The organism is Halobacillus dabanensis (assembly GCF_900114165.1).
GTDB classification, from domain to species: domain Bacteria; phylum Bacillota; class Bacilli; order Bacillales; family Halobacillaceae; genus Halobacillus; species Halobacillus dabanensis.
Map to the genome: position 1 here is coordinate 250,176 of NZ_FOSB01000006.1, position 12,929 is coordinate 263,104.

The window sequence follows — 12,929 nt, forward strand, 5'->3', positions numbered from 1 at the left end:
TTATTGATGGACTTTCTCTTTATAATTGGCAATGTTTCTTTCGACTTGGGTGATGTGCTTTCCAATATGCTCGATAATGAAATGTTCGACCAGGAAAGATAAAGGTTTCACACCGAACTTTGGATTGACGTGTTCTTTTTCCTGCTTAAACACTTCTGAATCCATTTTGCCGATCTCGGTGAGGACTCTCTCTTTACTTGCATCAATTTCGTCACGAATGCCTGCAATATCAAGGTCCTCCACGTCTTCCACGGCTTTAAGACGCCCTTCATGTTTCAACGTACGCCCCCATTTCGCTTTTCCGTCCACAGCTTCTACAAGATCCTGGATCCAGAAATTAAGGGACTCATTCACGTGTGAATGGACTTGTAAAATTGACCATTCGTCTTCCGATGGCTTCCATCTCACAATCTCCTCAGAGACATTAGAGACCACCAAGTACGTGTTCACTTTGTCCTTGATTTGTTGTTGGTATTGTTCTGTCAGGCTCATACATGCACCTCCGCTTTTGCTTCATTCTTTACTACGTTTTCCAATACACCGACCTGATCGACGCTGATCGTGACTGTATCTCCTTCTTGCAAGAATTCCTGAGGATCACGGGCGACGCCTACTCCTCCCGGTGTTCCGGTAAGAAGGATATCGCCTGGTTCAAGGGTGATGAGGTGGGAGACAAAATCAACGAGACGATTCACATCAAAAACTAGATTCCCAGTATTTGATTTCTGCTTGGTTTCTCCGTTAACTTTTAACTCAATGTCAAGAGCATGCGGGTCTGGCACTTCGTCTTTCGTCACGAGCCAAGGGCCAAGTGGAAGGGTGCCATCCACACTTTTTCCTTGGAGCCATTGCAACGTACGTTTTTGGAGATCACGGACACTTACGTCATTCGCAATTGTATAGCCTGCCACATAATCAAGAGCATCTTCCGCCTTTACGTTCTTTGCCTGTTTGCCGATGACGAAAGCAAACTCTGCTTCAAAGTCGTATTGGTCGGATACGTCTTTTTTCACGATGGGATCTTGAGGACCTGAAATGGTGTTATTGAATTTTGCGAACAGTACAGGGTTTTCCGGAAGTTCCCGCTTCATCTCCAGAATGTGCTCGCGATAATTATGACCGACACAGATGATCTTGTTCGGTTTTCCGACCGGCGCTTCCAACTTGACAGATTCTTTATCAAATACGACCTCTCCATCTGCTTCAAGACCGCTTTCTAACACGTAGTTCACCGCTTCACTCGCTTCCTGTAACGTTTCTTCTCCACCTTCCAGCAGTAAAGACATATCTGAAGGGACATACACATCAGCCAGTTTTTTTGCCATCTGGCTTCCTCATGAAGCTTTGTGATTCTCATAAGCTCTGTTTAAATCAATAATCCGGCCATCCTTATAGACTCCTGTTCGCTTCTCTTGTTTGCTTGCAGTATAATTAACTAGTTTCATATGCTTCTCTCCTCCATTCAAATTTCATCCCGGTTAAATTTTTAGAAATATTCATTTATTCACTTCATACCTTCGATCCTTCATGACTGCCGTTCAAATCGTGATAGTGCTTGATCATTACGAACTTCATTTCTACTCTAAGCTGTCACTTCTCTTTAAAAGCGCTTTCAAATTTACAGAAAATATGATTTCATCCTGCTACTTAATTTCCACCTTCCATCCCATTTTCTGAGCCCGTTAACTTCCTTGAACTCTCTTACGACTGCTTCACCAGAGCAAGGAGAAATATGGATTCCGCTAATGCCACCATGACTTCTTGTTTTCCTACACTAAATAAAAAATATTTTGCTGCGGCCCAATAGGTAGGTGTCCTTCTTCCAATATATCAATCAGATAAAGAAATGGGTTGTTTTCCCATCCAGCCTGGTCTGCTATAACTTCCCATGTACAAGCCAGAAGACTGACATACAAGGCGTGCCCTACTACCAAGGAAACAGCTTTTTGATCTTGGTAGGTTCTATATGCCCCTTTAAATGAACCATGATAAACAAGCTCCGGTATATCACTGACTAACAGATCCAAAGCATCTTTTCTGCCAGTTTCTATACCCTTATTATTAATTCTCTCCGGTACCTCCTTTAGACGATCCCAAAGTTTGGTATCTTCTAAATTTAAATTACTAATTTTATCAGGAACCTCTTGTATAGAGACCCATTCTTTTTCATAGTCATATAAGTCAAAGGCTTCCATGAATTTTTTCAGTTTTTCTTCTACTTTTACATTCTTCGTTCCTATTTGATGATACCAATCCATATTTATCAGTCTGTCTATCAATGTCTTGACTCGTTTATCATTGGGTCCAAAGAGCTTTTTCTTCGGAGCATCTGATATTATTGCCATAGACCTCGCTCCCTTGATTAGTATTTAGTAGTCAATTCAGGTGGTCCAAATTTGGGACCATAAGGACCTTCATCCAGCCAGCGTCCCAGTTTAGGTGCTACCGCTGTGAGAGATGCTGCTACTTCCCTTTTCATATTCATTTCAGGTGATTCTCCTTGCAAGTGGTGCAAAGCAGTAGTAGAGCCGTCTCTATTCCATTTAGCAGCAATTCTCCGTTCCTTTGCTGAAGCATAGATGGCCTTTTGTCTCTCTTCATCACTCTTACTTTCCAAGGCTTTTTCAATACCATTTACTGCAATGATGGCATCAGGGACCCCGGAATTAAGCCCTCTCGCCCCAAAAGGCGCGAACAAGTGAGCAGCTTCACCAGCCAACAGGACTCTATGATTTTCATCCGTAAAAGAGTTAGCGACAACTTGATGAAAACGGTAAGAAGAGACCCATTTAATTCTATCTGCGTATTTAGAATCCATCACTTTAGGAAGCCATTTCTTGACACCCTCAACGTCTTTGAATTCTTCTGGATCATCATTTTCAAGTAACTGCAAATCGACTCTCCATCCTCCTTTGAAAGGAACGTGCATGACATTCCTTCCTCCCATTGCAGGATGTTGATAGTGAAAAATCCGCTCAAGTGGCAGAGGATTATCTTCGTCTTCTTCCAAATCTACAACAAGAAAAGTATCTTGCGTACGAGGTCCCTCAAATTTTAAACCGACTGAATTTCGGACAACGGATCGGCCACCGTCAGCCCCGATTACATAATCAGCTTCCCATACGTCTCCTGACTCAGTAGTGATTGTCACTCCTTCAGACGTGGTTTGACAGTCAGCCACAGGTGTTCCCCAGATGAACTCTACACCGGCATGCATACAGGCCTCATAGATATGACCTTCTATTTCATCCTGATGAAGGGCAGTAAAAGGAGGAAGCTTATGGGGATCATGAGTGTTCGTAATGCCGTAATCTTTTTTATACACTTCTTTTCCTTTGTAAAGGGTGCGTTTCACTGGCCAGACAATCCCATTTCTGGCCAAGGTAAATCCTAAGCCTTTATATTGACTTTCCAATAATTTTAAAGATGCATTGTGCAGAAAGATGGCTCGGCTTCCAGGGCGGGGACGATCTTCAGGATCCGCTTCTATCACCGCACAGGATATACCCCTGCTCTTTAAGGTAAGGGCAGCAGTTAAACCGACAGGCCCAGCACCTACAACGATAGCTGTACGCTTCTTCGTTTGTTCACTCATAATCAAATGCTCCTTTTTTTCAGATTATTTACAATTTTTATTGTGAGTTCAGTATAAAATAAAGCACTTGTCTATAGGAGAGAGTTATTCTTATATATGGAACACTAACGGAAAATTTAAAAGCAAATAATTTATAGAGAGTAAGAAAAGCTTTGTGTCCGATCGATCAACCATTACTCCCCGCTACAAAATAAAAAGCTATGTTCCAAAGCGAATTCAGAACATAGCTTTTTTGCTTTTTTTCAATCATCCAATAAAGTTTCTTGTACAGACTCAGGGATAGGAATCGCTTTTGGCTTTTCACTAGCTGTGGAGGTCCATGCTCTCAACTCATATCCTTCAGCAACCAGTTCTTCCTCCCTGAAAAACAGGTGTTCCACTTTAAAAATCTTTTTATTGATCTCTCTAACTTCTGTCTGAACGCTTACTTCATCTTCAAAGAAAAGGGGAGATTTGAACTGGCAAAAGGCTTCCAATAATGGAATGATTACCTTATCTTCCTTCTGAAGCTTAGATATACTGTAGCCTGCGGCTTCAAATAATTCATGGGTGGATTGATCCTGCCATTTATAATAATTCGGATAGAAGACAATGCCGGCTGCATCAGTATCCCCAAATCTAACTTTAAGATGATGGGTATTTTTCAATGGTTACTCCTCCTGGTTGCTATATTCGTTATAGAATTCCTGTAAAAAAACTCTGTTCCCATTTACTTCCTATAAACTCTAAACTTCTTACTCTAGAGGGTGTATTTTGTTATGACGACAGTTAAATCTTCTCTATTCTTTCTTCTTCTTGTAGATTCTCTTCGGACTGGGATTTTCTTGGGAAAATGTCTTCACGCTGGATGAAAAGATAAAGGAAAACACCAACTACCAATCCATAAGCAGCACCATATACAGCAAGGACGATCCCCATTACACCGGCTACCCCGATCTCTTTTTCATTATTCAATTGTTGAATACCGACTGTAATGCATAAGTATCCAGTTAGTATAAGAGTAATCGAGAGTGCTATGGGCAGAAACGGTTGAAACAAAGTAACGAGTGGAAGAATAAAAATTGCCAGTGCTAAAGAAATTAGCAAGGAGTTTGTACCTGAAAATATAGATTGCATCGCTTTTTTCCCGAACGTATACCTTTCCGCAACGGAAGCTGTTCCTGCAGTGAATATAGGACCAGCCAAGCCTGGATGAGGGAAAAACAGGGCATGGACGAAGTTCCGGACAAATGTCAACATATGAATTTGATTCGTATTGTATTCAATCTTTTCATCGGGCCTGAAAGTACTCGACCGTTCAATGAGTTTATCTCCAACAATGACATCCCCGTAGGCAATAATGTAGGCAAGGATAGCTGTAGGGACAGCAGCAATGAAAATATCCCACCCTGGAAAACCGATTGCAAATGGAGTGACATTCCACATAGCGGTTAAAGAAGGGATCGTAATTCCCCATTCCACTTGCGGCGAAGGATATTCCTGAATGATCCATCCTATTAGAATAGCCACGATGATAGCTGGCATTATCCCGTAATTGGCAATAAAACGAAGGAATCTATTATTATCATGAAGTTTGCGGAAGGACTTTGAAAACATGGTATATAAACATAGAAACCCACCTATTATAAGGGTGATCGGAGTTTCAGCAAGTCTTCCTCCAGGTTCAATTTCTGTCATTATTGCTGCTATTCCAGCACCAATCAGGATTCCTGCTTTTAATGAAGATGGTAGTTTTGTTACAAATATTCTCCCAAGCCCAGTGACCCCGAATAATAAGAAGATAAAGGCCACTATTAATTGAAGAGCTATTAATGCTTGTATAGCCTGTGCCCCAGGTTCAAACCCGCTTACAAACACAATAAGAACAGGGATGAGCGGAGTAATGAACCCAGGAACAAAAGGCACTCCTAACATCGGTGGCAACAGCATAAAGAACTGACCGAAGATAACGATAGCCAGTGCAGCGCTATAGGACATGCCAAGAGGACCAGTCATGATTTCGATCATACTTAATCCGATAGTAAATATCACAATTCCTTGAATTAATTCTGGAGTTTCCAGTCGATAATGAATGAAAGGCAGACGCATCTGATAGTTTCCTATTTTCCAATGGGACTGAACTTCAGGTTGCTTGTGTTTCTTCATCGATACCCTCCTCTTTTTTGTTGACCGTTGGTTTTAGCCATGTTTGGGGATGAGCTGTTTTTTAAGCTTTACTTTTTGAATTTTACCACTGGACGTCATTGGAATATGCTCGACATAAATTACAGAAGCTGGCGTTTTATATATAGCCAGGTGAGCTGATACATAGTCCTTCACTTCTTGCTCCGTCATCGCTTTCCCTGGATGAAGCTGGACGACAGCACACACTACTTCTCCCAGTATTTCATCTGGAAGGCCGATCACGGCTGCTTCGGAGATGTTCTCATGCTCGTATAGCAGAGCTTCTATTTCCTTTGGATAAATATTAAGTCCTCCGCGTATGATCACTTCTTTCTCTCTTCCTACATAGTGAAGATTCCCTTCCTCATCCATTAACCCCAGATCTCCTGTATAATACCAGCCTCCTTCTCCCAAAACTTCCTTAGTTTTTTCATGGAGTTTGTAATAACCCTTCATGTTTCCAAAGCTGTGAACGGCAATTTCACCTGTACTTCCAGCAGGAAGCTCCTCCTTGAATTCATTTACAATTTTAATTTTTATTCCTTCGAAGGGTTTCCCTAGAGTTTTCAATATGGAAGCTTCATCATCGTCATAACCATTAATGGTTACACCACCGCTTGTCTCGGTAGTTCCGAAAGACTGGCATAAATGAAAATCCATTTTTTCTCGAATCTTTTTCATCTGTTCTGGGGATATAGGAGCTGCTCCTACCATTCCAGTACGAAGAGACGACAAATCATAGTTTTCGAAACCCGGAACTTCAAGTTCTTTCAAAAACATTGTTGGAACCCCCTGGTGGACGGTAACTCTTTCTTGTTCTATTAATTCCAGCATCAGCTTTGGGTTATATTTCTCGACAAGCACCATTCTTGCGCCAGCAGCAACTGCTGCAATTAAATTGCAGGCGATCCCGAATATATGAAATAAAGGAGCAGGAACAATAAAAACATCATCATCATTGCACCGCATTTCATTTACTACCGCAGTAGAACACTTCGAAACGCTTCCATGGGAAATCATCACTCCTTTGGGAAGGCCGGTAGTGCCAGAAGTATATAAAATACAAAATAAATCTTCAGGAGATACGGCAGTTTCTGTGGAGCTCTTCCCTTCATTCATTTGTAATTCTTGAATGGCAATGCAATCACGATCATTAAAGCGAACTGAAATCACATGTTTTACTAAACTCAATGCTCTTGATTTTTCCATACTCTCACTAAACCTTTCAGTAATAAACAAAACTTCGGGTTCAGCATTTTTTAATATATACTCTATTTCATTTGAACGATACGTAGGGTTAAAAGGAACTAATACTGCGCCCAGTCTTGCTGTCGCAAAAAACACCACAACAGTTTCGTTCCAGTTAGGCAAACAGACAGCGACTCTGTCCCCCTTTTTAACACCTAATTTCCTGAGTCCTTCCGCCAGCCTCATGCTTTGCTTCCATAATTCAATATACGTCAACCGTTCATATTGATCGTATACAGCCTCCCTATCTCCGTAATTTTTCACTGACTCTTTTATTACGTCGTTTATTGTCTCTATGAATGGAGTCTTCACCATCATTTCACCTCTTTTAGAATTCCTATTTACATTCAGTGTTTTACCAACATTGACCTCCCAACGATTGTAATCGCTTTCAATTATAAGTAGACGAATTCTCCCGAAGCCATAGAATTTTCTCTTATATGGAACAACTGATTACTTTTTGAATTTTATAAAAGTTTTATCTGATAGTATTATTGCTCGGAGAAACAAGGCGAATCCTTTGTCGTTTTGGCTTACTAATGAACTATCTGGCTTTTTGGATAATTTGTAAAGATTTCCCGTATGAAAAGGCCAATGCACTAGTTTCTTTCAATATAAAACGGAAATCATTCAATCGAAATGATTTCCGTCCTATCACAGCTCCCCATAATACCCCAATTCCTCCGAGATATCGTCAGCTGTTTCTTTCAACCGATTTACATAAAACGAGATTTCCTTTGCCTTAAGCCGTTTGGTGGGACATATCATTGTCAAGGAGGAGACAACATTAGAGGAATAATCCCTTATAGGTACAGCTACACTGGAGAACCCTTCATAGTATTCTCCATCACAGACCGCAAAGCCCTCTTTTTCGATCGAATCAAGGCGAGTCTGGAGTTCCTCCGGGTTAGTTACCGTATGCGGGGTGTAACTTCGGAGAGGGTTGGATAAAACTTGCTCCTTGAATGCCGGGTCCTGATAAGCAAGCAGGACTAAACCAGCACTTGTACAATGGATAGGTCCTTTCCGGCCTTCATTTGTTACAAGATTTTCGGGTTCATTTCTGTTCTCACGATAATAAAATACTAAATGTTTTTCTTCAAGCAGACATATATGGCAAGTTTCGTCCACCTCTCTAACAAGTTGTTCTACGAAAGGAAAAGTATCACGATAAATTTCTTTATGCACAGAAATCACACCACCGAGAGTCAACAGTGATAATCCAAGTCGGTATTTACCATTCCGGGGATTCTGGGACAAAAAACCTTCTCTTCGCAATGTAGTGATTAATCTGTGGGCAGTACTTTTCGGCAAGTCAGCTCGGGTTGATATATCCGTCACACTGAGTTCTTTACTTTTGCTTGTTTTATATAGGTTGAGGATTCTCATGGCATTAATGATTGAAGTAAGCAGATATTTCTGTGAAGACATACCTATCATCCTTTTCTATTGACAGAAGCCAGCCGTTGTTTTATTACTTTTGACAAGTCCCTTCCCGCGGTGATCACTTTATCAATGAGACTATCTTTAGCCGGTTTCATTCTCTGCACAGGACCAACGATACTCATAGAAGCAATCACTGAGTTTTCCTTATTATATACAGGAGAGCTGATAGAGAAAAAATCTTTTTCATATTCCTGATCACTGATCGTAAATCCGGATTTCCTTATTTGAGCAAACTTTGCTTTCAATCTATCGGTATCTGTTATGGTGTATGATGTATGCGCTTTCATATCACAGGCCAGTACTCTATCCATTTCGCTTTCAGACTGATAGGCAAGAATAGTCTGACCTGCCCCTGTACAATAAACGGGATTCCTTTTCCCAAGGAATGTTTCTAATGGAGTATTGTAAGGACTTTCTAACCTTTGAAGATAAATAACATTTGTGTCCTCGATAATACTTAAATGTGCACTTTCCCCTGTCTCATCTCTCAGACGTTGGAGAATTGGGATGGACTCGCGAATAATATGGATCTGCTCCGTCACCGTATTTGTTAATTCAAGAATAGAAAGGCCAAGTGAATATTTTTGTGTCTCCCTATTTTTAACGATAAAGTTCTCGTCAGCTAATGATGCAAGCAGACGATGCGCAGTACTCACTCCTATATCCAATTTTTTTGATAGTTCACTAACACCCAGTTCCGGATTATTGCCGGAAAAGCTTTTTAATGCATACAGCGCATTTTCGAGGCTTGTATTTGTGCGATGACTCATCTTCTCCCTCCCTGAAGGACCAGTTTCTCCTAATATACGTTCCATATAAAAGAAAATCAACCTTTCCCTTCCCTATTCCGCGTCATAGAATAAAGACAATCATAGTGCAAGGAAAATCATCCAATAGAAATTATTCATAGTAGGAGGCAAAAAAATATGGGAAAGAAATTTAAGCTGGGCGTTGTTGGAGCAGGAAATATGGGTGCCGGGATTGCCCAGAAGATGGCTCAAGAAGGCCTGCATGTGATCTTAGTTGATCTGAAAGAAGAACAAGTAAATCGAGGAGTTACAAATATAAGGTCCACTCTTGAAGAAGGGGTAACCCGTGGGATTTTTAATGAAAACCAGGTAACCGAAGTAATGGATCGTATTCATGGCAGCACTTCCTACGAAGACTTAGAGGATGCCGATCTAGTCGTAGAGGCCGTTTTCGAAGATATAGGAATAAAATCAAGTGTGTTTCAAAAGCTTGATGCTATCTGCTCTGAGAAAACAATCCTCGCTACGAATACATCCAGTTTATTTGTAAAAGACATTGCTGAATGCACGGTTCGCCCGGATAAAGTAATAGGCATGCACTATTTCTATCACCCGGCTAAAAATAGACTAGTAGAAGTGATTCCCCATGAAGGAACAAGTAAAGAAACGATTGAAACCACTCTTTTGATTGGAAAACTTCATAATAAAACATGTATAACGGTGAAAGATTCCCCTGGATTTGCAGTCAACCGTTACTTTGTTCCCTTTTTAAATGAATCGGTACATCTGTTGGAAGAAGGGTTCGGGAATATTCCGACGATCGACGCCGCAGCAAAGCAAGCATTTGAGATAGGTATGGGACCTTTCGAATTGATGAATGTTACCGGACTTCCTATTGCTGAACATTCTTCGTCTCATTTAGCTAAAGAAATCAGTGAATTTTATGCCCCAGCAAACTTATTGAAAGAACAGGTAGAAAGTCAAAAAGAATGGGATTTAAACGGAGAAGTCCTGGAGGAGAATTTCGATGATATTAAAAAGCATTTGCTTGCTGTAGTATTTGGTATAGCATCAGCGCAGGTCGAAGAAGGAGTAGCAAGTATAGAAGACACAGATATAGGAGCTAAAGTCGGATTAAAATGGAAGCTGGGACCTTTCGAACTAATGAATAAAATGGGAATCAAGGAATCTTATTCCATCGTGAATGAGCTATATTCCAAACGGCCCTCCTTCCACCATCCATCTATGCTGAAAGAACAGGCAGAAAACAATAAACCATTTGCATTCAAATATGTAGATACAGAAGTGAAAAATTCCATCGCTTACCTTACTATCAATCGTCCAGAAGCAATGAATGCTCTAAACCCAGGGGTCGTCGAACAGCTGGAAGAGGCCTTTGAGAGCGCTGAAGAAAACCCAGATATAAATGGAATTGCAATACAAGGTGCAGGAAAAGCCTTTGTCGCAGGGGCGGATATTAAATTTTTTATCGACTGTATAGAAAATAATCATATTGAAAAAAATGTAGCTTTCACTAGAAGAGGTCATCATTTATTCAGAAGAATAGAAACATCTGATAAAAAGACGGTTGCCATTTTAGATGGTCTATCGCTTGGAGGAGGAAGTGAACTGGCCCTGGCATGTCAAGCCATTGTTGCAACAGATCAGGGATCTATGGCATTTCCTGAAAGCGGTTTAGGTATTTACCCTGGCCTTGGAGGTATGCTCCGTTTAAACCACCATATCGGGAAAGAGTTAACAAAATATTATGTTATGACAGGCAAAGCTATTAGAGCAGAAGAAGCGAAAGAATTAAACTTAGTGACAGAATTGACGAATTTAGAAAACATTCAAGAAACTGTGGAAGCAATGGTTAAAAAAGGTCGTTCGGATAAATATGAGGATAGAAATATTCCAAACACATTAAACAAATATAAGCAGGCATTTGCTGACCATAACGTTGAAATGCTGTTAAGTGGCAAAAAGCCTGGGGCTATAAACAAGGAAACAGCAGAAAAACTAATAAACATACTTAGTGCTAAAGGACCGATTGCATTAAAAACGATAAATCATTTAGTCAATAAACAAGCAGAGCTTACTATTGACGATGGCATTGAGCTTGAGTTAAACCACTTGACGGCAATCTTCAGCACGGAAGATGCTTTGAGAGGTCTTACCGCCTCTATCAGCAATACCCAACCGGTTTTTATAGGGGAGACTGATAATTATGAGCATGTTTAATAAAGCATATATACCTTATGGCGGATATTATTCCACTCCCTTCAGCAAATGGCAGAGCAGTTTTCAAAATGAAAATTCAATGGAGTTAGGAGCAAGAAGCAGTAAAAAATGGTTTGAATCAAAAAGTATTGATCCCAATGAAGAGTTAGATTTCCTATATCTTGGTATTACCGTTGGTCAAAAAGGTGTATTTTATGGTTCTTCCTGGGCAGCGACAATGATGGGTGCTCCAGACGTTCCAGGCCAAACCGTGATGCATGCCTGTGCAACATCATCCACTTCCTTATATAATGCAGCCGCTTCCATTGAAGTTGGAAATATGAATACAGGATACTGCTTATTAACAGACCGATGTTCGAATGGACCGCATACTATATGGCCTAACCCTAAAGGTTTAGGCGGGCAGGTTATATCGGAAAATTGGAACTTAGATAACATGGCTGCAGACCCTTCCACTGGACAGGGAATGATAATGACTGCTGAAAACGTCGCCAAAGAAAACGGATTTACCAAGGAAGAAGCAGATGAACTTATATTAAGAAGATACGAACAATACGAAGATTCTTTAAAAAATGATGCAGTCTTTCAGAAACGATATATGCAGCCAGTAGAAATCGCAGTCTCCAAACGAGAAACAAAGATCGTGGAAAGAGATGAAGGTGTTACCAAAACATCAGCAGAAGCCTTACACCGTCTGAAGCCGACAATAGAAGGCGGAATTGTATCCTTCGGAGGTCAGACACACCCGGCAGATGGCAATGCCGGGATTATCGTAACCACACAAGAGCATGCCGAGCGTCTAAGTACAGATCCAAGCATCCCTATTCAAATTTTGTCCTATGGTTATTCACGAGTAGAGAAAGCAAGGATGCCGGCTGCTCCTGTACCTGCCGTCAGGATGGCTTTAGAAAAAGCTGGGTTATCCATAGAGAACATTACGACTATTAAGAATCATAATCCTTTTATTGTCAATGATTTATATTTAGGGAAAGCATTAGAAATAGACCCTATGCATTTCAATAACTATGGTAGCTCCTTAGTGTTTGGACATCCCCAGGCGCCGACTGTCGGCCGTTTATTAATTGAAGCTATAGAAGAAACTGTAGATAAAGGTGGAGGATACGCCTTGGTCACAGGGTGTGCAGCAGGTGATAATGGAGCTGCGATCGTTTTAAAGATTGGTTGACAGTGTTTCCATTGGTTGGGAAGTACTAGTTAAGTTAATCCCAGCATTTCCTTTTCGTACTTTCTTAAAGGAAAAAAAGGCTGACACATACGTAAGAGATTTAACCCTAAAAAAGCTGTCGCGCTCGACAGCTTTTTTAGCTTTTAATGTGCTTTAATTCGCTTTTTACAGACTTCCTACCTTTTGACCCAACATTTCAAACGACGAACATTCCTGATCATTTATATGATTCCTTACACTTTCTCCTTGCTTAATAAAGCTATCACAAAAGAACCTACTCCCCTTATGGAGGAGTAGGTTC

10 protein-coding genes and 1 pseudogene are annotated in these 12,929 nt (G+C 40.7%); 2 read left to right on the forward strand and 9 right to left on the reverse strand.

The genetic code is table 11. The features are described from left to right. From BMZ58_RS12390 to BMZ58_RS12430, 9 genes and pseudogenes are all read right to left on the reverse strand, one after another. On the reverse strand, nt 1-492 hold the full coding sequence (locus tag BMZ58_RS12390) for a DinB family protein (RefSeq protein ID WP_075036870.1): 492 nt from the start codon (nt 490-492) through the stop codon (nt 1-3). Continuing rightward, nucleotides 489-1,445: pseudogene (locus tag BMZ58_RS12395) on the reverse strand (fumarylacetoacetate hydrolase family protein). Before BMZ58_RS12395 ends, BMZ58_RS12390 begins: the two are co-directional and overlap by 4 nt. A gap of 324 nt (nt 1,446-1,769) precedes the next feature. Continuing rightward, nucleotides 1,770-2,345: a hypothetical protein gene (locus BMZ58_RS12400; RefSeq protein WP_075036871.1), complete on the reverse strand. Its 576-nt coding sequence runs from the start codon at nt 2,343-2,345 to the stop codon at nt 1,770-1,772. A gap of 17 nt (nt 2,346-2,362) precedes the next feature. Further along, a complete protein-coding gene (locus BMZ58_RS12405) occupies nt 2,363-3,595 on the reverse strand; it encodes an FAD-dependent monooxygenase (protein WP_075036872.1) in 1,233 nt (410 codons plus the stop codon). Between the two features lie 242 nt (nt 3,596-3,837). After that, nucleotides 3,838-4,242 carry an acyl-CoA thioesterase gene (locus BMZ58_RS12410; protein ID WP_075036873.1) on the reverse strand — a complete coding sequence of 135 codons (405 nt, stop codon included), beginning with the start codon at nt 4,240-4,242 and terminating at the stop codon, nt 3,838-3,840. A 121-nt stretch (nt 4,243-4,363) separates the two neighbouring features. Beyond that, nucleotides 4,364-5,740 (reverse strand): xanthine/uracil/vitamin C permease, encoded by a 1,377-nt coding sequence (locus tag BMZ58_RS12415; protein WP_075036874.1) that lies wholly within the window; start codon nt 5,738-5,740, stop codon nt 4,364-4,366. A gap of 33 nt (nt 5,741-5,773) precedes the next feature. Further along, the gene (locus BMZ58_RS12420) at nt 5,774-7,321 is read right to left on the reverse strand and encodes a class I adenylate-forming enzyme family protein (protein ID WP_083412719.1); all 1,548 of its coding nucleotides are present in this window, start codon (nt 7,319-7,321) and stop codon (nt 5,774-5,776) included. A gap of 339 nt (nt 7,322-7,660) precedes the next feature. Next, on the reverse strand, nt 7,661-8,437 hold the full coding sequence (locus BMZ58_RS12425; protein ID WP_075036875.1) for an IclR family transcriptional regulator: 777 nt from the start codon (nt 8,435-8,437) through the stop codon (nt 7,661-7,663). Between the two features lie 5 nt (nt 8,438-8,442). After that, entirely contained in the window at nt 8,443-9,282 is an 840-nt protein-coding gene (locus tag BMZ58_RS12430; protein ID WP_083412723.1) for an IclR family transcriptional regulator, read from the reverse strand. Nucleotides 9,283-9,378: 96 nt separating this feature from the next. Between BMZ58_RS12430 and BMZ58_RS12435 the strand changes: the two genes are divergently transcribed. Continuing rightward, nucleotides 9,379-11,442 (forward strand): 3-hydroxyacyl-CoA dehydrogenase/enoyl-CoA hydratase family protein, encoded by a 2,064-nt coding sequence (locus BMZ58_RS12435; protein ID WP_075036877.1) that lies wholly within the window; start codon nt 9,379-9,381, stop codon nt 11,440-11,442. Next, a complete protein-coding gene (locus BMZ58_RS12440; RefSeq protein WP_208601418.1) occupies nt 11,429-12,628 on the forward strand; it encodes a thiolase family protein in 1,200 nt (399 codons plus the stop codon). The genes BMZ58_RS12435 and BMZ58_RS12440 overlap by 14 nt, the downstream gene beginning before the upstream one ends. Nucleotides 12,629-12,929: the final 301 nt, after the last annotated feature.

Coding starts and splice junctions, on each gene's coding strand:
- BMZ58_RS12390 (WP_075036870.1), bottom strand. CDS start 492: ATGAGCCTGACAGAACAATACCAACAACAAATCAAGGACAAAGTGAAC.
- BMZ58_RS12400 (WP_075036871.1), bottom strand. CDS start 2,345: ATGGCAATAATATCAGATGCTCCGAAGAAAAAGCTCTTTGGACCCAAT.
- BMZ58_RS12405 (WP_075036872.1), bottom strand. CDS start 3,595: ATGAGTGAACAAACGAAGAAGCGTACAGCTATCGTTGTAGGTGCTGGG.
- BMZ58_RS12415 (WP_075036874.1), bottom strand. CDS start 5,740: ATGAAGAAACACAAGCAACCTGAAGTTCAGTCCCATTGGAAAATAGGA.
- BMZ58_RS12420 (WP_083412719.1), bottom strand. CDS start 7,321: ATGGTGAAGACTCCATTCATAGAGACAATAAACGACGTAATAAAAGAG.
- BMZ58_RS12425 (WP_075036875.1), bottom strand. CDS start 8,437: ATGTCTTCACAGAAATATCTGCTTACTTCAATCATTAATGCCATGAGA.
- BMZ58_RS12435 (WP_075036877.1), top strand. CDS start 9,379: ATGGGAAAGAAATTTAAGCTGGGCGTTGTTGGAGCAGGAAATATGGGT.
- BMZ58_RS12440 (WP_208601418.1), top strand. CDS start 11,429: ATGAGCATGTTTAATAAAGCATATATACCTTATGGCGGATATTATTCC.